The organism is Paenibacillus sp. FSL F4-0243, assembly GCF_037963295.1.
Taxonomy (GTDB): domain Bacteria; phylum Bacillota; class Bacilli; order Paenibacillales; family Paenibacillaceae; genus Paenibacillus_AQ.
Genome location: NZ_CP150151.1, coordinates 826,970 through 847,209, shown reverse-complemented (window position 1 = coordinate 847,209; position 20,240 = coordinate 826,970). Strand labels below are relative to the sequence as shown.

13 protein-coding genes and 1 pseudogene are annotated in these 20,240 nt (G+C 41.9%); 3 read left to right on the top strand and 11 right to left on the bottom strand.

The features are described 5' to 3' along the window. Window positions 1-109: 109 nt before the first annotated feature. Together NSS87_RS03700 and NSS87_RS03695 are read left to right on the top strand one after the other, a co-directional pair. The gene (locus tag NSS87_RS03700) at window positions 110-1,885 is read left to right on the top strand and encodes an ABC transporter ATP-binding protein (RefSeq protein ID WP_339244856.1); all 1,776 of its coding nucleotides are present in this window, start codon (window positions 110-112) and stop codon (window positions 1,883-1,885) included. Beyond that, window positions 1,872-3,647, top strand: a complete 1,776-nt coding sequence (locus NSS87_RS03695) for an ABC transporter ATP-binding protein (protein WP_042184891.1) — start codon at window positions 1,872-1,874, stop codon at window positions 3,645-3,647. The genes NSS87_RS03700 and NSS87_RS03695 overlap by 14 nt, the downstream gene beginning before the upstream one ends. Before the next feature lie 80 nt (window positions 3,648-3,727). Here NSS87_RS03695 and NSS87_RS03690 read toward each other — a convergent pair whose 3' ends face one another. From NSS87_RS03690 to NSS87_RS03650, 9 genes and pseudogenes are all read right to left on the bottom strand, one after another. Next, window positions 3,728-7,093, bottom strand: coding sequence for a HEAT repeat domain-containing protein (locus NSS87_RS03690; protein WP_339244853.1), 3,366 nt, complete (start codon window positions 7,091-7,093; stop codon window positions 3,728-3,730). Window positions 7,094-7,264: 171 nt separating this feature from the next. After that, window positions 7,265-8,017, bottom strand: a complete 753-nt coding sequence (yaaA, locus tag NSS87_RS03685) for a peroxide stress protein YaaA (protein WP_339244851.1) — start codon at window positions 8,015-8,017, stop codon at window positions 7,265-7,267. Between the two features lie 103 nt (window positions 8,018-8,120). After that, the gene (locus tag NSS87_RS03680; protein ID WP_339244850.1) at window positions 8,121-8,372 is read right to left on the bottom strand and encodes a hypothetical protein; all 252 of its coding nucleotides are present in this window, start codon (window positions 8,370-8,372) and stop codon (window positions 8,121-8,123) included. A 31-nt stretch (window positions 8,373-8,403) separates the two neighbouring features. Beyond that, window positions 8,404-9,960: a glycosyltransferase family 39 protein gene (locus NSS87_RS03675; RefSeq protein WP_339244849.1), complete on the bottom strand. Its 1,557-nt coding sequence runs from the start codon at window positions 9,958-9,960 to the stop codon at window positions 8,404-8,406. A 170-nt stretch (window positions 9,961-10,130) separates the two neighbouring features. Continuing rightward, window positions 10,131-11,003: an aminoglycoside phosphotransferase family protein gene (locus NSS87_RS03670; protein WP_339244847.1), complete on the bottom strand. Its 873-nt coding sequence runs from the start codon at window positions 11,001-11,003 to the stop codon at window positions 10,131-10,133. 37 nt (window positions 11,004-11,040) lie between these two features. Next, window positions 11,041-11,427: a VOC family protein gene (locus NSS87_RS03665; protein ID WP_339248416.1), complete on the bottom strand. Its 387-nt coding sequence runs from the start codon at window positions 11,425-11,427 to the stop codon at window positions 11,041-11,043. A gap of 754 nt (window positions 11,428-12,181) precedes the next feature. Continuing rightward, window positions 12,182-13,459 carry a GHKL domain-containing protein gene (locus NSS87_RS03660; protein ID WP_339244844.1) on the bottom strand — a complete coding sequence of 426 codons (1,278 nt, stop codon included), beginning with the start codon at window positions 13,457-13,459 and terminating at the stop codon, window positions 12,182-12,184. Then, window positions 13,456-14,184 (bottom strand): LytTR family DNA-binding domain-containing protein, encoded by a 729-nt coding sequence (locus NSS87_RS03655; protein ID WP_339244842.1) that lies wholly within the window; start codon window positions 14,182-14,184, stop codon window positions 13,456-13,458. Before NSS87_RS03655 ends, NSS87_RS03660 begins: the two co-directional genes overlap by 4 nt. Before the next feature lie 308 nt (window positions 14,185-14,492). After that, a pseudogene (locus NSS87_RS03650) lies at window positions 14,493-14,756 on the bottom strand (Na/Pi symporter); the annotation flags it as partial. A gap of 269 nt (window positions 14,757-15,025) precedes the next feature. Here NSS87_RS03650 and NSS87_RS03645 point away from each other — a divergent pair. Then, entirely contained in the window at window positions 15,026-16,831 is a 1,806-nt protein-coding gene (locus tag NSS87_RS03645; RefSeq protein ID WP_339244840.1) for a flagellin, read from the top strand. A gap of 137 nt (window positions 16,832-16,968) precedes the next feature. On the opposite strand, the gene gnpA is transcribed toward NSS87_RS03645, so the two are convergent. Continuing rightward, the gene (gene gnpA, locus NSS87_RS03640) at window positions 16,969-19,131 is read right to left on the bottom strand and encodes a 1,3-beta-galactosyl-N-acetylhexosamine phosphorylase (RefSeq protein ID WP_339244839.1); all 2,163 of its coding nucleotides are present in this window, start codon (window positions 19,129-19,131) and stop codon (window positions 16,969-16,971) included. A gap of 12 nt (window positions 19,132-19,143) precedes the next feature. Beyond that, window positions 19,144-20,163 carry a glycoside hydrolase family 88 protein gene (locus tag NSS87_RS03635; protein WP_339244836.1) on the bottom strand — a complete coding sequence of 340 codons (1,020 nt, stop codon included), beginning with the start codon at window positions 20,161-20,163 and terminating at the stop codon, window positions 19,144-19,146. Between the last annotated feature and the right edge of the window lie 77 nt (window positions 20,164-20,240).

Below are 20,240 nucleotides of genomic sequence, written 5' to 3'. Positions count from 1 at the left end.
TTTACCGTAAACGATACTTAGTCAATTGATAATGTTATAATCACTTTGTTTTATTCACTCTTTTCAGGCAAGAGTGAAAGAACAAGAACAATCAGAAACAGGTGATCAGATGTTCGAACTGAAATGGCTATGGCAGAACTTAGAGGGCAACCGGACACGATACATTCTAGCGCTCTGCCTCTCAGTAGTGGGTTCAAGTCTTACGATTGTAAACCCTTACATCAGTCAGCGCATTGTCGATACGTTTATAGCAGGTGACAATGCGCTGCAGAATCTTACACAAGAACGGCAATTATTGATTATGCTCTGTCTGGGCATGATTGGATTTTCTCTACTGCGCACAGGACTTGCTTATATTACAACTATGCAGTACGAAAGATCCTCGCAAAACATGATGTACAATATCCGTATTTTTTTGTACAACAAGATCCAAGGACAGGACAGAGAATATTACGACCGTAACCGTACCGGTGATCTCATGACCAAGATGACCGGGGATCTGGACATGGTTCGGCACTCGATGGCATGGATTTTCAAAACGATCATTGAATCGCTAACGATCTTCATTGCTGCTGTTATCTATTTTTTCACTATAGATGCTCAGCTAACGCTGTGGATGCTAATCCTGTCACCGCCCATTTTTATCGTGGCTTACATATTCGCTAAACGCGTCCGTCCTATGTATATTGACCTGCGTGAGCGGCTGTCCCAGCTTAACACGACTACTCAGGAGAATATTTCAGGCAACCGTGTGGTTAAGGCTTTTGCCCGCGAAGAGTTCGAAGTTCAAAAATTTACGGAGAAGAATGTCAATTACTCTACAGCGAACAAAAAGGCCGCCCTTGTATGGCTTGATTACTTTCCTTTTCTGGAATCCTTCGCTCAGGGCTTCAACGTCATTCTAATGCTGGCAGGTGGTTTGTTCCTGATGAACGGCCGGATCACCTTCGGTGAATTTACAGCTTTCTCTTCACTGATCTGGGCTATATCCAACCCTATGCGCAACATTGGTATTATTATCAACGACATTCAGCGCTTTTTTGCGAGCTTGTCCAAAATCATTGATATCTATTACGCAAAGCCTAATATCGTAAACGAGCATACGTCTACTGACAAACGCCGTTACGAAGGCCGTATTGAGTTCGATCATGTCCGCTTCAAATATGACAGCGCTATCGTACTTGACGATGTTAGCTTTACCGTAGAACCTGGTGAAACCATAGCAATCATGGGCTCGACCGGATCAGGCAAAACAACAATCATCAACCTGATTCCTCGCTTCTATGACGTAGCCGAAGGACGTGTACTCGTCGACGGCGTTGATGTCCGAAAGCTGGAGCTCGATGAACTGCGTGATAATATCGGCATGGCGACCCAAGATGTGCTCTTGTTCTCTGATACTATCGATGGAAACATCGCCTATGGTGATCCTGATCTTCCGGAAGAAGATGCGAAAAGCTTTGCCGAGCTCGCAGCCGCACACGACTTCATTACCAAAATGCCTGAAGGTTATGATACCGTTGTCGGAGAACGAGGAGTCGGCTTATCTGGAGGTCAAAAACAGCGTATCGCTTTAGCACGTGCTTTGGCAGTTCGCCGTCCGATCCTCATTCTGGATGATACGACCTCTGCTGTCGATCTTGAGACGGAGGAGCATATTCAGAAAAGTCTACGCGAGCTGGATTATCCTTGCACGAAGATTATTATCGCGCAGCGTGTATCTACGACCGCGCAGGCTGACCGTATTCTCATTCTGGATAACGGGAAGCTGGTTGAGGAAGGCACCCACGCCGAACTGCTAGCGAAACGAGGCTACTACTACGATGTGTTTAAACTGCAGAACGAGGGTATTGGAAGGCAGGTGACCGCAAGTGGCAAGGAATAAATTCGACGTCGATGAGAATCTGGAATCGCCGTTTAATATAAAACACTTCCGGCGTGCGATGGTATACATCAAACGAAAGAAAACGCCAATGATTGTTGCATTTATCCTCAGTGCACTTTCAGCGGCCATTTCACTATCAGCTCCACTGATCATGCAGCATGTGATCGACGTGACCATTCCGGCAAAAGCGAAGCTTGCGCTACTGGGCTGGGCTGGACTGATGCTTCTGACCATTGTGGTCAGCGTTTATCTGGCTACTATTCGTTCACGTATCATGACGAGTGTTGGGCAGGATATTATTTTTGACATCCGTACAGATTTGTTTAAGCATCTGCAAGAGTTGCCCTTTAAGTATTATGACGACCGTCCGCAAGGCAAGATTCTCATCCGGGTCGTAAACTACGTTAACGCCGTTTCAGATGTGTTATCCAACGGTATTATCAACTTTATTCTAGAAATCGTGAATTTGCTCTTTATCGCAGCCTTCATGTTCGCTGTTGACGTACGTCTATCATTTGTCATCCTTGCAGGGCTGCCAGTATTCTTTGTCATCATGATGCTGATCAAAACTCGGCAACGCCGGGCTTGGCAAGCAGTATCCAATAAAAGCTCCAACCTAAACGCCTATTTGCAAGAAAGTATCAGCGGTATTGGTGTGACGCAAATGTTCTCCCGGGAACAACGCAACGAAGGAATCTTCACACGTCTCGCGGGTAATTTCCGTACAGAATGGATGAAGGCTCAACGTTACAACTTACTTATTCCGTTCTCCGTAGACAACTTGTCTACGATCGTTACATCATTGATTTTCCTTGTAGGCCTACTAACACTGAGTCCTCAAGACATGACCCTCGGTGTCATTCTGGCGATGAGCAGCTACGCTGCCCGCTTCTGGCAGCCGATTCTGAATCTTTCGAACCTGTACAATAACTTCATCAACGCCGTTGCCTATCTCGAGCGTATCTTCGAGACGCTCGATGAGCCCGTTACCGTCAGTGATATTCCGGATGCGAAGACACTGCGGCCTGTAGAGGGCCATGTCACTTTCGACGATGTGACCTTTGCCTATGACCCAGGACTCAATATTCTGGAGAATATCTCCTTTAAGATCAAAGCGGGAGAAAGCATCGCTCTAGTGGGACCAACAGGTGCAGGCAAAACTACAGTCGTCAATCTGATCTCGCGCTTCTATAATATTTCTAGCGGTAAGATTCTTATCGACGATCAGGATATCTCGCAGGTTACGCTGAAGTCCCTGCGCAGCCAGATGGGGATTATGCTTCAAGACAGCTTCATCTTCTCCGGTACGATCTTGGACAATATTCGTTACGGTAAACTCGATGCCACCGAGGAAGAAGTGATTGCTGCGGCGAAAGCCGTGTGCGCCGACGAATTCATCCGTGAATTCGATCAAGGCTACATGACGGAGGTCAACGAGCGTGGCTCCAAGCTGTCTCAGGGACAGCGGCAGCTCATCTCGTTCGCGAGAACGCTTTTGGCTGATCCGAGAATTCTCATATTAGATGAAGCCACTTCATCGATCGATGCGAAGACTGAGCGTTTGCTGCAAAAAGGTCTAAATGAGCTCCTTAAAGGACGTACCTCATTCATTATCGCGCACCGCCTGTCCACCGTAAAAAACTGCGACCGCATTATGTATGTGTCTAACAAAGGTATCGCAGAAAGCGGCTCACATGATGAGCTTATCGCACAAAAAGGTCTTTACCACCGCCTTTATACGGCGCAGAAGATGGAAGCTTAATTGAATAAACACCAAAAAAGCTCAGGCCGAATTGTAGCCTGAGCTTTTTTGGTGTTTATATTTTATTAAAACTATGAAAACTAATCTATCACCGTCCAAATATTTAGCGCAAGTGAGCGAACCGCAATATTCGTGTGATTTCTGTACACCCTCAAACGCTCTGCAGGCTCTGGACTCCAGAGTAGAGCACTTCCGGCAACCTCAAGCAACGAAAGTCCAATATACTGAGATTCGTAACTCCCCTCAGACCCTAGCACATCTACAATTTCCAATAAGGTCTCCGGACTCCAGTAGCCTGTGCTGTCTTTTAAATTATAAGCAACCTGCTTGTAGGCGTCGCTCAACAGCTGCGGCTGATTTGAAATACAGTTAACCATCTGATTCAGATAAGCGGCGGATTCCTGCACATTATTCCAGTCTATTACTGCTATATACAGCTTCATCACAACTTGCTGTAAAGTCTCATCCGATGCTAGACACTCAATCAATCCCGTATACAAAGGTTTAAGGTGCACCCGGGTGATTGTTGGCAAAGCGTTTAGCTGGTTGATAAGTTTCAGGAGACGTTGCCGATGAGGCAAATCTCTACTGGTAGTTGCATTCCATTCATCCCTTATCGCCGCACTAGCTAATTTCTGACAAACGACGATTACAACCTCATTGATCTTACCATCGCGGCAGGTTTGTATTAGCGTGTTCATGGCAAATTCCCATCTGGTGCTATCTTCCAAATCCATAATAGCTTGAGCGGTGGCAGCTGCAACAATGCCTTCATTTCCATTGGTCCACCACATCATAGAACTGAAAGCATACTTGCCAACAAACCCATCCGGATGATTTCCAATTTCAATGATTAATTTTAAATAGCGAAGTCTATAGTCTAGCGGAAGATCATTAGGCTGTTGGGATAACAAGCTTCTTGCGATATCACTTTCTGATGAAGCAGCCATTGCACTTAAAATCTCCCAAGCGCGCTCATCATCTAAAAGCTGTTTTGCAGCATGCCCTATGGCAATGATTACATCCTTGTGTGCATTTGGTTTCTCGAACTCGTTTATCAATAGCGGAATGCTGTCATCGCTTCTATAAGCACCCAGTAAGCGGATGGCCTCTTTTCTGACAGTGATCTTCAGCTTATCCCGATTCAGAAGCTCTTTCAGCATGGTAACCAGTAACACCGGATTCACCCTGCGGATGCATCTGGGTATCGAGTACATGGCTACACGTGCCCGGTCCCCATCCAGATTCTCCAGCAGAATGGGAAGTGCCTTCTCCGGTTCTTCCATAAGTGAAAAGGCATGAAGTGCAGCTTCTACTACAGTTACTTCCTTATCCTGCATAAGCCCAAGTAACCTATCCGAACCGAGATCAGGCATACTTGCCATGATCTTAATAACTCTTGCACGCTCCCAAAGATTACGTTTGGCATCGTATGCAATTTTTTCTAATAAGGCACTTAATGCTTGTTGCTGACGTGGCAGCCATCTGTGGAATCCATCCGCGGCCGGCACAAGATAGATAGTTTTGCCTGATAGGAACTTGCCCTTAATGACAGCCCCTGAAATAAAAGGATCGAGCCATTCTTGACGCTTCAGATGCAGATGCTGGAATACTTCATGGATCGTAATATACGATTTATCTAAAGCTAATAATTCCTTAACTCTGGCATCACGTGTTGTACGAGGCGCAAGCCAGTATCTGGCCGCTTGTATGGCTGTAGAATCTGCCTTTGCCCTCGTTGCTTCCTTTAACAGATTCTGAAGTTTTATGATGCCATAACCTCTTTTACCAAATGAGCTAGCCAGGCTAAGCACCAGATTGTAGTCTTCTCTTTTGTTGCCCTGTACAGCTAATGTATAGATTTCATCAAAGATGACCTCTTCTACTCCCTGTGGTAAATTCTTCTCCAACGATGGAAGTGAAAGCTGTCCGTTCTGCTGGGCCAGTTTCCGGATCGTATTTAAAGAGAACTTGAACAACTCACTGTGAGGATTTAATGCGTTATGCCGGAGAATAGCAAATGCCAGTTGTTGAACGGAAAACTTCGTACCATATGAAGTATCTCTGGCATCTATAACACTATCAACAAGCATAGTAAGTTCTTGTACATGGGCATCGGTGAACACAGATGCAGGACTTTCTGAAAGCTCCTTAAACACAAAACCTCGAACAGGATCTTGCTCATTTCTAATCCGGCCCAAAAATACCAAAGTCTCATGCATACCCTGTCTCGAAAGAACCGTACTTCTAATCAACTGCATAAGCGCCGTGGAACGTTCTTCTGAACTGGATACCTTTGTTGCTTGTTCAAGCCCAGCTCTTGAATGAAGAATCGAACGGCAAGCGGTGAGTCTGATTGTTCTCTCCCGGTCATCATTGATTTCACGAAGGCCAAGCATCCGGGTGGCTTCCTTGTCACGCAAGGCATGCGGTAATACATAAAGTAATCTTTCCGGAAAAACACGTTCTTGGCGTTTATCTTCTTCATACACGGCATCAAAAATCACTTGGCGGTTGGAAGGTGCAATATTATGCAGCAACTTCGCTAAATGCATCGGGTGATCTGCGAGTAATTTCGCTATCTCAATCCATTGCTCCATGGATAAATATTTTTTTCTTTTTAGAACCCCTTCAGGCACACCATAAGAAATCAGATCGCTCCGCGACTCCGTTCGAGTCAGCAGCTGATACACCTTATTCGGATTTTGGCGTACAAGTGTACCAAGTTGTTCCTTTAACGCAGGATGTATGACACCCTCGGGTCCATGATTCATCGCACACGCAAGTACCAGATCCGCCTTCAGATTGCATAGGATCTCCATAGCTGATGAGAACCTCCACCAGACATATCCTTTTTCCCTGGGTGGTGTGCTTTCTAGCGTTGTTTCAAAGTATTCCGCTACTACGTCAAGATGCCTGCTGGCTAGTTTCTTCCAGTCTTTTATGGCATATCCGATATCAGCAAGCCACTTACTAACTGTTTCCGAATAACAGGCCTGCAATATAATCGCGGCTTCCTCCGCTCCCCACCGGGCGTACACCATAGGCAATAAACGTTCCGCCAATTCCTGACGGTTAATCTGTGAAATACTGTGCAACAGCTTACGGCGGCAATCATATGATAAATGGGGGAGCTCACGTTCAATATCAGCATCTGAAGCCACCTTTGCCAAAAGACCCGCAGCCGTATTTCTGATACTTGCCATGGGATGCCGCAGGGCTGACAGAATAATAGGGGCATCATGTGTTGCAATGGCACCGATTAAGGCAAGACGTGCTTCATAAACGCCATCCTCCAGCAAGGAGGCTAGTAATTGGGAGTACTGGACAGATCCAAGATGATCACGGCCTAATATCGCTACTTTTTTGACTCTGTCGGAATAGCCTAGTGAATCCAATTCTTTAAGTAAGCTCTGTTTGTCCAATGGATCTCTTTTAAAAATCATAAGCCCTCCTCTTTCACCTGTTCTTATTCCATCCGAACTTTATTCTCTATACTGCAATCTATCCCCTTTAAAAAACTAGAATTTCCCATCTGTTTTCGTTGACCAAAAATAAAGGTAACCCTGAAGCTGGTTGTTCAACCACCTCCAAGATTACCCATAGTACTACTTACTCTATTCATTCTTTTTTTGTATAAACACATACGTACTCTCATCCGACAGCTCATCAGCAAAGCTGAAATCAAACCCGTCGAAGCCTTTGATATCCTCCACACAGGTGATTTGCCGCTCAGCCATGAAACGCACCATTTCACCTCTGGCCATCTTAACCAAAGTCGCTCTCTCAACGATCTTACCGCCGATTTTCTGCCCGAATACACAGCTAATCATTCGAACGTTTCCGCCAACATACGGGGAGATGCACTTGCTGTATTCCTTAGAGGCCAGATTCAGAATGATATCAGTCTCCGAAAATAGCTGATCTGCCAGCTTCCTGTTCCAGAACTCATAGATAGACTTGAAACCTGGTCCGCTAAGCTTAGCCTGCATCTCCAGCCTGTAAGGAACAACGCCGTCAAACGGCCGGACGATTCCATAGAATCCGGACAATATCCGTAAATGCTGCTGAAGATATTCCAGCTCCTCCATTTGAAGTACCCCAGGTGCCATGTACTGGTACTGGATACCCTCATAAGAAAAGATAGCCGGTGTAAGACTCCGAGTTACATCCATATCCTGAATCCGTTCCACATTCAGCGTGGCGATGGCATCATTGCATTTCCACAGCGATTTGGCTTCTTCATAATTCAACTTTTGTAATAAGGCCAGAAGAGTCTGCGACTCGCTTATGAATTGCGGCATCTGGCGGCAATCCATAAAATCCGTATCCATCTTCATCTTCTTGGCAGGCGATATAATGATTCTCATGTTGCTCCCTTTTCTCTTTTCTTACCCCCGCGGGGAATTTAAATGTAATCTTATCCTATCACACTTAATCTTCGTAGGCTTGGGGCAAGTTCATGAAATTTGTTCACTGTCGCCCACTTTGCCCGCTAACTTCTCCATCTGTACCTTGACTGCCGTTTCTTCTTGTCCCACCATTCATGCCGGGAGAGTTACCTCCATCTTTACCCCGACCACCGTTAAAGCCCTGTCCCCCGTTCGCCCTTGAACCAGAATCTGTACTTAATATCTTCTGAGCGGTGATGGCGTCACAGGAGGCGAGCACCATGGAACAACTAAGCACTACTATGAGCAAAGCGATATATCGCTTGATCCGCATCTTTGAACCCCCTCTTTCCGAGCAAACATGGTCAACGTGGAAAATATCTTTTTAACATATAATCATATACATCTTTAAAACCCATGTAGGATAACACGATCAGCAGCGGATATACCGGGTATATATATCGAGACTTAATCTCCCATAGTAGATAGAATCCGATAAAGCCCAGCACCACAAGAATCAAAGAGGTCTCTTCAAATCTTTTGGCTCTTATTCCACCGATTAAGCGAACGAGTATACAAACATACATCAGAAAATTTAGGACATACAGCAACCACAGTAGCCCGTTGCGGTAGCTCGAATCCCCCTTAAATAGATCCGTAGCAGCATTAGTGTAGCTATAACGGTCCATGACAAAGCCTATTCTTCCACCGTTACTGGATGATCCATCATTCCCAAGTCCATATCGTTCCATCTGGTATGTTCCTTCTGTCCAGGTCCAAACGATTTTTTTATAATACATTTTCACTACGTCCCTTAGGCTCGCCTCGGAGAGTTTATGACTGATTTCCTCTTTAAATAGCTGCGTACTTTCTGCCTTATTATAATTGGCATCCTGCTGATAGATCGTATAGCTCTGCCAGTTATCCCAGAATCCAAACGTCTCCAGATTGATCCCCATATTCAGCCACATATAGACCGGTGCGGAATTTTCGTTAATCGGTTCATCTACGACATTCGTCGCCTGCAGCACAGCATTTTGCGTCCAGCTTGGAACATTAAACAATAAAGCCGTAATAAACAACGCGCTTAGAGCTTTTTTTACCCCGATCGCACGCATGTTGAACAATAGACTGACTACCACAGCAATCAGAAAAATAACACCGATACTTCGGAAATAGTTGCCGACTGCCAAGAAGATGGCTACGAAGACAATATCCTTTAAGGACTTTCTTTTTATAAATTTCACAGCAAAATATAAAGCACTTGTCAAAAAGGCAGTCGCGATCACATCGTTATAAATTAAATTACTCATAAACAAAGAAGGGATATAGGTAGCGGCAAACACGAGAATGCCATAATCATGATCCTCAGACTTACCCTTGAGCTCTTTATACAGCAGGTAAATCATTAACGAGGTTAAGAGTGTAAATAGAATATTGAATACTTTGATCACCAAGTAATTATCCGGAAATAACTGTAGCAACGTCTTTAAGTACACAACAATCGAGAAGTTAAACGGGAACATATGCAGATAACCCATCGTGTCAAAAGATGAATAGTCATTCCTGTACAGCATATCGAGTGCCAGTGAAAGCACCGTCTGCGAATCATCCGTCGGCAAGCGAGGAAATAGAAAAATGATCACGATCTGAATGGCAAAAGAACATAGCAATATGGCTGGAATGACGATTTTCCAACTGTACTGATTAAGCTTCAGGCATATTTTATACAAAATAACGCTTAACGCCAGCACCACCACAATCCCTAGAATAAAAAGGCCGAGCTGTTGCTTCTCCAAAACTGGCGTGTCCCCATATACGAAATAATTATATTTCGCCCGGATAAAAAAGGAGGAAGCGATAAACAGTCCTATGAAGCATGCCAGTATGAGATACAATGTTTTTTGAATTGCCCTTACCATGGAAAACCTCCTTTTCACAGTCGAAGTCTATACAAGCACATCCCCCGATTCATAAAAAGCATTATAAACACCCAAACTGAATATTGAATGAAAGCAGCGAACAAATGTAAATAGACCGCCTCCCTCGCAAAGGGTTGCGGTCTGTATTGTAATTCTTTTTAAGATGAAGTTCATTTAAACCCTTGGAAATCCAAATCTTTCAGGAAGCGATTACTTCCTAGTATGCTCTTTACCCTCTTCGATACATTAGGTCCTTTAGGTGTACTACCTCGTCTATTCAGTAAGATCCATCTTAGACAAGCCCATGCTTCGAACACCTCAAGCTCTTCCTGCTCCATAAAATTCTCCAATAGATAAGCAGAACGGAACATATCAGCGTAACGCTCGGAGATGTGGATTTTCAGCAGAATAAGTGACCATGCAAAATCATATCTAGGGTCTCCCAACTGGCCGTTCGTCCAATCGATGACGGAAAATCGCTGTTGTTCCTCTACTATATTTCCTAAATGAAAATCTCCATGAATGATACGATCTTGTCTCATTGGAGTTTGCTCCACTAGAGAAATCAGAGCTTGATTAAGGTCTGTATGCTCTCTCACTTCAGGAAAAAAGTAGTCGATGAAATCGTACTTAGGTAGTTGTATATGTTCCAGCTCAGCGATATCTATTTGATGAATTCTGGCTAAAATGCTCGCGAGCTCCTTCATTGTCTTATTATTCACTTTATGAATTGGCGTTCCATCAAAGCTTGTTAACAACACCTTATTCCCGTCCGGATTGATTCCCCAACCCACTGGTTTAGAGACGGCTCCCCCTCGTTCGGACAGGACATCCAATAAACGGTATTGAAACTGAACATCTGGTTTGGAGCTCTTACTCCATGTTTTCAAGACATAGCTTTCCTGATCTAGATTGATCTTTAGAACCTCAGCTTCAAAGCCATCATCCATCGGATGCGTGGTTAAGCTGGCTTCATGATAGAGTAGCTCATCCATGATTTCATGGTGTTCAAGCCAGTTTACATTAGTTATAGGGGTTCTCAAGAGCAATTCTTCCTTTCGGGTGATTGTATATATCCAATTATTCTTGTGAAATGCCAGCTACGATCTCAAGCAAATTGCCTTCTGGGTCAGCCACAACAGCTTCACGCAACCCATAGGGCTGTGAAATAGGTTCTTTTATAGGAGTTGCACCTGCCTTCACCAGACGCTCAAATTCCTTGTCGACCTCTTCAGGTGAGAGAACGCCAAATGAGACTTCCATTGTCCCATTCAACCCATTGGGATAACCTTGTCCTGAAATACTCAGCGCATCCCGCTGACACAAATTAAAAAATACACCACTCTTTAGCTGGACCCCGGTAAATACGCCACCATCCCATTCTATAGCCATGTTCATGACGTCCCGATAGAATGTGGCCATCTTTTCCATGTCTTTTACAATCAAAGTTACAGCACCGATTTCCATGAAATCCACCCAATCTTCTAAATTATTCCTTTTATGATCGTAGATATAGTAGCATAGGCGGTAAAATATTGAAATGAATTATAACAATAATAAAAAGCTCTGTAGAAACTCTACAGAGCACTGTCAGCTTGAATCTAACTTTTCTACCTATGTCACTGAATAAAATGCTAATCCGATACTTGAAAAGATAAGCAACAGTATGGTAATAAAAACCGCAGATCCTATATACTTATTCTTTCTAGACTTACCCGTAATTGATATTCCTCTTTTTCCAATAAGAGAATATAAAATGAATCCCAATATGGGAGTGGTCGCAATCATTAAGAATACCCAAATCCAAGGATTTATTCCTCGATACAAACAATCGTTGTAGAGCCATAGACATGATAGCGTTATAGTCAATAAAGCAAATACAACCACTAATACAACTAATGGAATCATAACGTTCTTCCTCCTTTCCTATTTGATTTAGACTTCTCATGTCCAAAAAAAGAAATGGATACAGTTTGCATAATGAAAGCCCGCGCAATGGCGACTCTTTGCCCCCCCCTATTTCACTTTTCTTTTGTACTTTGGAATATTCATGCCCTTGATAACCTACATTGAAATCATAAACCAAATTTTTTTTGTTTTTTGATGCTCGTTGTAATCTGCACAATACTCGTTGTAATCTGCACAATACTCGTTGTAATCTGCACAATAAAAAGGCGATTTCTCATTCAATTTTTGAATGGAAAGTCGCCTTTTTGTTGTTTTATGGAATTGGTAGAACTACGATTGAATTAAAATAGCCCTCATCGTACGAAAAGTCTGAGTATCCTTTTAACTTTTTGACTCGTTCATTGATGCTGCTGATTCCAATGCCATACCTATTTTTCCCTTTTTCAGAAATTAATCGCCCATAGGAGAAATCCACATTCACATGATTCGACGAATTTACAATGATTATGAATAATTTACCCTCACTAAACTTTATTTTGATTTCAATTTCCTTTTTTATTTCTTCTGTTAATCTAAGTACTGCTTCAACGGCATTATCTAAAAGATTCCCTAATATGGCCGCTAGGTCAATGGTATATTCTATAAATAAGTCATGAGGAACTTGGAGATCTAAAGTGCATTCTATATTATACTTTTTGGTTTGTTCTAGCTTACTATTAAGAATGGCATCGATGGGTATACACCCGGTTAATAATCTATATGAGAATACATTGGTTTTCAATAACTCCTGTAGCTCCTCTTTTACCTCGTCTGTTTTTTTCCTCTCCAATCCATAGGCTATATTTAATAAAATATTTTTCAGATCATGTTTTAGCTTAGACATTTCTCTTTGATTCTCTAAGCTCTCTTCGTAATATTTATTTTGTGTCTCCATTATGGAGTACTTATGTATAAGAAAATTTTTCCCTTCTAAACTATTGTAAATCAGCATAATGCACACATTCACAATTAACAAAAAAACACATGGAACGAATTGATTGATATCTTTATACTGAAAAATCCAATATATACTCATTAATGATAGACAAGGCACAATACTTAATAACAAACATTCCTTATTACTTAATCCGATCTCATTATCAGATCTAAAATAGAGTAACAGCTTTGCCGACAACATCACAATTAACAACGATAAAAAGTTTGCACTAAAATATACGACTAGCATAATGAATAACTGACCTTCAAATTTTTGATCATAATTATATGTAATAATAGACAACGCCAAGTCTGCAAGTGTAGTGATCAGCGTAAAAAAGATAATGTGGTAGATCCTTTGAGCCATTGATCCGTAGAACGAATACAGTATACAGATACTCAAAAGAACAACAAATAAAAACAACTTAACCATAGAGTTTGTATCACTAGACAATAATTTTATTACTCCCATAGCGAGAATTGTTAAGGAATAAAATTTATACTTTGAAATTCTGAGGTTAAGAAATCCATTGAAATAAATAGAGATCGATGTTACCTGAACAAAAGTATAGAGAATAGCTAGAACTGCAATGCTAATAACCTCAATATTTCTCAATAGCCAATCCTCCTTTTTATGAAGTTGTTATAAGCATCTTTAACTACCTTTCTCTGACCTCTACTAATTGCTAAATTTTCTTTATTGGTGAGAATAATATCGGTTCCCGAAACAATATGGACATAATTTAGATTTAAAATGGTGCCTTGATTTACTTTTATAAAGGACAAGGGATCAAGCATTTCTTCAATCTCTTTTATCGTGCCATAGAATGAGAATTCGTCATCAACGGTTACAACATGTATAATCCTACCTTTCTCAGATGAAATGAATAGAATCGTCTCACTTTTGATTTGATAGTTAAGATTTTGAGTTTTGAAGAATAAGTACTGGTTATTCCTTCTAACCTCATCAATGGCGTGAAGTAAAACTTTACTTATTTGCTCTTCTTGTATTGGTTTTAGTATGTATCGAAAAGGAGAAACTTCAAAGCTTTCCATGGTGTAATTGTCATAGCTGGTGACGTAAATGATAATCATATTTTTATCTATTTTTCTAATTTCCCTAGCGACTTCGATTCCATTTAAAAATTCCATTTCAATATCTAAGAATAATATTTGATACTCTTCGTTTCTAGCTTTTAAAGCATTCAACAATGATTTTCCGGATTCATAAATATCTATATCTAGCTCTATGTTTTGATACAAACCTGCACTATCCATAATAATCTTCTCTAACTTGGAACTATGTAATTGCTCGTCATCACAAATGCAGATTCTAATCATTCCTCTAAACTCCCTTTTTAAATAAACATATTATTTTGAAAATAATACCTTATTAGTAATAATTCAATAAAGAAGATCAGTAGTCCTTGTAAATAAAAAAGACGACCGAAGTCGTCTAGTAAATGCTTATTAATCGATTTCATAGCCAACGGTAAATCTTGAACTGAACAATTCATAACCGATCTGAGTATATAACCTAATAGCTTTCTTATTATCACCATGCGTGCCTAATGTCGATTGTGTTGCCCTGCTGCTGTAGATAGTCCAGTGCGGTGCAGATGATGTTACGAGCGACACCTTTTTTCTGCCATGCCAATGGCTTGTCGCAAAGTCATAAGGCCCACATTTACAAGCCCAATCGCCAAAACCGTTGTCCCCGTTGAAGATTGTATCAATACAGTTACGCTAATCCCGACAAGAACACCCAAAATCGGGTTAGATGAATACCTCTCGAGCAGGCCACGCATTTTATCCCCAGCGGATTTCTGAAGCCCATCTGACATGTATTTAATACCAAACAGAAAAATCCCAAGTCCACCAACAAACTTAAATATTAAACCTGCCAATCCAATATATAAGCCTCCTCTAGTTGTTTATTCTATTTTGACCCATTTGGTTTAACATAGTTGGCTACAAGATATAGCATGATCTAATTTCAGAATGGCTAACCCGGGTCTTCATATAAATAAAACTTTTCAAATATAGTAAGGTTTTAAAAAAATCCAAAAAAAATAAGCCGATTCATTCTGCAAAGCTGCTTTAATGCATTCATGGACGCAATATCTATTATTGTGATAATATGTATGGGAATTCACATTATTTCTCTTAGAGGTACTTAATTATGATAATAATGCACAATTTGTCTGCTCTAAATGCAAATAACTTGTTACGGAAAAATGCTAAAGCTGGTTCTAGTAGTATGGAAAATCTATCATCAGGCTTACGCATCAATAAAGCTTCTGATGATGCTGCAGGATTGTCAATATCTGAAAAAATGAGGGGACAAATTAGAGGACTGGATCAGGCATCCAGAAATATACAGGACGGCGCTTCACTCCTTCAAACAGCAGAGGGCGGCCTACAAGAGATAAATGATATATTACAAAGACAAAGGGAATTGATTATTCAGGGTCTAAATGATACGAATACGGATAACGACAGGCAACAGATTGAGGCTGAAATACAACAACTTACCCAAGAAATAGACAGCCTTTCAAGGAGAACAGAATTTAATTCAATTAACTTGTTGGCTAGAGATGATTATACGATACTTGCTGATCGATCGAGCAGTAATACAGCCTATACTATCAGTGACCCGCCACCAACTACTAGAGTAACTAACAGTATAGTCTACAAACCTCAAGGAACATCAGCAGAAACAAGACATGTAATTAGTAGTTCAGATACATCAGTAACGACCAATACATATTCAAATACCAATAATATTTCTCCAATCGCCTCTCTAGATGGAAGAGCAGGCTATAATGAATATAATATTGATATTCAAACAACAACTAAGACGGACACAAATAATACTGTTTATGAAACGTTAACAGCATCAAACGATCCACAATATGCTACACCTGCCTACTGGTTCTCTGTTGGAATGAATAAAACCAGTTTTGGACCCAAAGATCTTGGCGATGTATACGGTTCAATGCTCGAAAATATTAAAGTTAATGGAAGTTTAAGACCCATCGAGTATACATCTCGCAGTGGTTCAGGATCAGATCCTGCCTGGGATCATATGTGGTTCCCCGGCACAAACCTATCAATTATGAGACATAGGACTGTACTGGCTGATAACTCCATGGAAATCAAATATGTAATTAATAATATGGATCCAACCGATGCCAATATCAAACTAGATAATATAATCGCCCCTCCAATAAATTCAGTTATCACTGATGCAGGAGGAAATCCGTTAGCTACCGGAAATACCATAATAAATCCACCTTCAGGAAGTTCATTTAACCTAACGGGATCAGATGCCAACGCTGGCTTAAAATTTGATGATTTGCTTGGATTTCTGGCACCTTCAGAGCTTACGATTAATAATCCGGCAGCAGGTCAACCACAAATAAATTTTGATTGGCAACTCACTATCCCCTCTGGTACGAGTGTAACATTGGGCTTCAATTATGGTCCGTTTTCATTAAATCTTGATGTATTTGAACTAACACATGAACTAGTAGAAACTAAGCATATTGAAACAACAGTGAAAACGGATATAAAGGATATTGACTATGTTCCACCAAGTCTCGATATTCAAGCAGGGGCTAACCATAATCAAACAATCATCATCCCCCTGTTCAATGTAACCTCTCAAGGATTGGGCATTGCAAATATGGGAATATTGCCGCCCGGTATACCTGATAAGACATTAGCTCAAATAGATAAAGCCATAGGAAAAGTAATAAACTATAGAGGGATGTATGGTGCATTACAAAACCGTATGGAGCACACATTGAACAATGTGAAAAACTCTGCAGAGAACTTAGCTTCGGCAGAATCACGTATCCGTGATGCGGACATAGCTAAAGAAATGATGAATTTCACAAAAACCAACATATTAACTCAAGCTGCCCAAGCAATGCTGGCACAAGCAAATCAGAATCCTCAAGCTGTATTGCAACTCCTAAATTAGTATTAAAATAGACTGCAAACTCAACGTATAGCATATTCGCTTTACAACAAAAAGCTCAAGCATCGGCAGGTTAGCCGCAGCTTGAGCTTTTAAATGTTATAACCATGGATGGTTTTTCCGTTCCTATGCCGATATTATTAGTCCCCAATAGTTCTAATAATCGTGTCATACGGATCTAATTCCAGGGTGTGTTGTCCATATTCCGTATGAATCGTAGTTTTTTGAAGCTGATCGCTATTGTTAATGACCACGAGGATTTTGCTTTCTGGATAATAAGCGCACTCTGTATATAAGTTGTCCGTAATGTATTTTGTTTCCCTGAACTCATTACCCGCAAAACGAATCAAATTCAGCAGCAATCTTGTATTCTCAAAGCTGAATTGGAAAGATGGAAGATAGATCCCCTTTCCTTTACCAAAGGCATGCGTGGATATAGTTATCAGCCCATCCGTTTCATTCACAACCGCTGCTGCTCCATCGGTAAGATAAATGTTATTTTTGGGTGTTATGCTAGCCCCAATAGGCACTAAACCAAGCTCATCCTTCACTTCATATGTCCATTTTCCATGCGCTACTCTGGAGCCTGTATCCTCATCTACACCGAGCACATGTGCCATTTTGAAAAAGCTGTCACACCCTTCAAGCGCTGAAGGCTGATTCACGCCTATAAAAGTACCACCTTCATACACCCACTTTGTCAGTAAGTCCACACACTTGTTGTCCCTCCAGCGTTCTCCACCACTCCATGCTGAACCAGCCGATCCGGCATTGATCACTACATCACAATCTTTTAAAATTCCCTGACGGATATCCTCAAAATCAATGAACTGTACTTCAATCGGCAATCCGGATAAAGCCTCGTTAATATGAATCAAATCATGCATATACGTTTCATGGAAATGCCCGGACAAGGTCCACGATCTCCATTTGCCCCAAGCGTGCAGAATGGCCACCTTCGTCTTGATATGATACGGTTTGCCTTTATGATGCAACTCTTTAATTTCTCTGAATTCACCCGCAATCTTTGCGATATAATCACAAAAATCCGGATAAGGCTCTACAAGATGCAAATATCCACCCAATCCAATTCGATCTATAGGCTCTCTGAGCAGAGCACGCCGAATATTGATCCAATATTTTTTGGCATCTAGTGTAGGGTTTCCTCCCTCCATAAAGGTAGGCAGTCCACCTAAACCAACCGGAAATAGGTAGGGATGCAGCCGAATCTCATGGGTAGCTACTTTTACACCTGAACACATTCTTGCCTCGAACCCTGAGAACACACATTTAATCATCCCGTCGAAGCCAAACTCCTCGAAACGATCATTGTAAGGCTCCATGCCAACCCAACTATCATCATAGAAGACATATGCCAGCTTGTCGTACCCATGCACAATATCAATTAATTTCTTACTAAATTCGATGACAAAATCATTGATAAATGCCATCCAGTCCAGCTTGCGCTGCTGCGCCGGGATATGACTGACACGATATTTTCCACCATTCACAAAATCCTCGGCCGTGAGCGAATACCCATATTTTTGAGCAAACAGATCAAGCGCTCTAGCGCTTACCGTAAAATCATATGAACCCCAGTCCGAGAACAAATGGCGATTGCGCTCATTGCTGCCCCAGATCCAGGCGAAATTATAAAATAGGGACGTAAACCGAACCACCGTTGTTTCCTTATGCTTACGGCACCAATCTTCAAGGAAGTGGAGCAAATACTTTTGCGTTTCAACATAGATGGGATCAATCTGCATTAGATGTTCTTTTTCCCAGTGATTCGTGGTGTGATTGTACATGGAGATCTCTTCCCAAATCCGGTAAACCATGAAGCTGACTGTGTATTTATGCCAAGGCGCAATTCCAGTAATGACTACATTTCCTGATTCCCGCTCATAATTCCACTGTTCTTTTGGAACCTCTTCACCAGTAGTTCGGTCAAAAACCTGCCAGTACTTAAACGCCTCTTTGGAATCATTTACTCGGAATTGCTCAGCGAAAAAGTCTTCCATCAAATAGATGGATAAATAATCTTCGACCGCTACCTTCGGATTAGTAATTAAAAAGCTCTGCTGTAGCTTATCAGGGTTCTGGGATGCCCATTCGTTATGATCTCTGATGATACAGATTGTAGAATAAATGCCGTATCCTGCGTTGATAATCTCATCGGACAACTGTGTGCCGTCACTGTCACGTATGACATCGGCACCCCACCGTTCAGCTAACTCTAAGGTCAGTGCCTCATAACCGGATTCACCCGGTAGTGTAAAGGCCCCCGTTGTTTGCTTGGACAACTTGGATCCCTCCTATTTAAGCATATCGGACAGAAAAGAGAGTGCTAAGCCTTGACCCCATCCTTGAATCCAGTCTTTTGGAATATTGCGATAGCCTTCCCGGTCCTTCATAACCGCTGTTCCGCCCGATACTCCCAGTACACGTCCATCCTCGCTGATATTGCTTAGGACACCCTTCAGGGCCTTTTGTACATATTTGGTATGCAGCGGATTGCCGTTATTGATCATTGCAGCCGCTATCCCGCAAGAGGCAGATACTTCTTCATAAGATTCTTCGTCATCAAGCACTGTCCGCCACAGGCCGTTCTCCGTTTGCACAAGCTTGAGTGCCGCCAATTGATCGCGCAGCGAACACTCCACGTCCATACACGCCGGATACAAATACCATTCTTTCAAAAGCTTTTTGACTTGCGACATGGTATATGCGCCCCAAGCATTTGCTCTGCCCCAATATAGTCCGGACATATGATCCTGCTTCACATTATTGTAGCCATGGTACCAGAGGCCGCTGCTAGGGTCTTGCAGGTATTTGATATGCCAGTAATATTGATTCAGGGCATCCTGGATCATTTCCTGATCGTTTAATTTACTTCCAACACGGAGCAGAAAAAATGCCGCCATAAACAACGTATCTGCCCATGCCTGCTCTGGAAAATCATTCGAAATAGAAACGGTATGCTGCAACACATGATCTCCGAATCTGAGCGCATGGTTCTGCAGATAATCCACCTTGCTCATTACAATATCCCAATATTGCTGATTGCCTGTTTCTTCATACAAGGTAATCAGCATATGCCCCATGGCACAGGTGTTTACCGTCCAGTCCGGCAGGCCCAGCTCAATATATTCATCCGCCCACTGGACAAGCATATCCAAATACTCTTTATTTCCTGTCGTTTTATAAGCTCTGGATACCCCATAATAAGCCACACCACAAGGCCAGTCCCATGTTAAATCCATCGTCATTGTTTTTCTAACTACTTTGTCGATGACGCTTAGAATCTCTTCTCTGTCATAAGTTAATTGAAGCATCTTGATTCTCCTCTCTTTCGCACACACCCCCATTGGCGCTGAGAGCTGTCCGTCCTATGTAAACGCTTTACTAACTC

What these genes read in the sequence shown, in the direction of transcription:
- NSS87_RS03700 (WP_339244856.1), top strand. Translation starts at nt 110, where the DNA reads ATGTTCGAACTGAAATGGCTATGGCAGAACTTAGAGGGCAACCGGACA.
- NSS87_RS03690 (WP_339244853.1), bottom strand. Translation starts at nt 7,093, where the DNA reads ATGATTTTTAAAAGAGATCCATTGGACAAACAGAGCTTACTTAAAGAA.
- yaaA (WP_339244851.1), bottom strand. Translation starts at nt 8,017, where the DNA reads ATGAGAATCATTATATCGCCTGCCAAGAAGATGAAGATGGATACGGAT.
- NSS87_RS03680 (WP_339244850.1), bottom strand. Translation starts at nt 8,372, where the DNA reads ATGCGGATCAAGCGATATATCGCTTTGCTCATAGTAGTGCTTAGTTGT.
- NSS87_RS03675 (WP_339244849.1), bottom strand. Translation starts at nt 9,960, where the DNA reads ATGGTAAGGGCAATTCAAAAAACATTGTATCTCATACTGGCATGCTTC.
- NSS87_RS03665 (WP_339248416.1), bottom strand. Translation starts at nt 11,427, where the DNA reads ATGGAAATCGGTGCTGTAACTTTGATTGTAAAAGACATGGAAAAGATG.
- NSS87_RS03655 (WP_339244842.1), bottom strand. Translation starts at nt 14,184, where the DNA reads ATGATTAGAATCTGCATTTGTGATGACGAGCAATTACATAGTTCCAAG.
- NSS87_RS03645 (WP_339244840.1), top strand. Translation starts at nt 15,026, where the DNA reads ATGATAATAATGCACAATTTGTCTGCTCTAAATGCAAATAACTTGTTA.
- NSS87_RS03635 (WP_339244836.1), bottom strand. Translation starts at nt 20,163, where the DNA reads ATGCTTCAATTAACTTATGACAGAGAAGAGATTCTAAGCGTCATCGAC.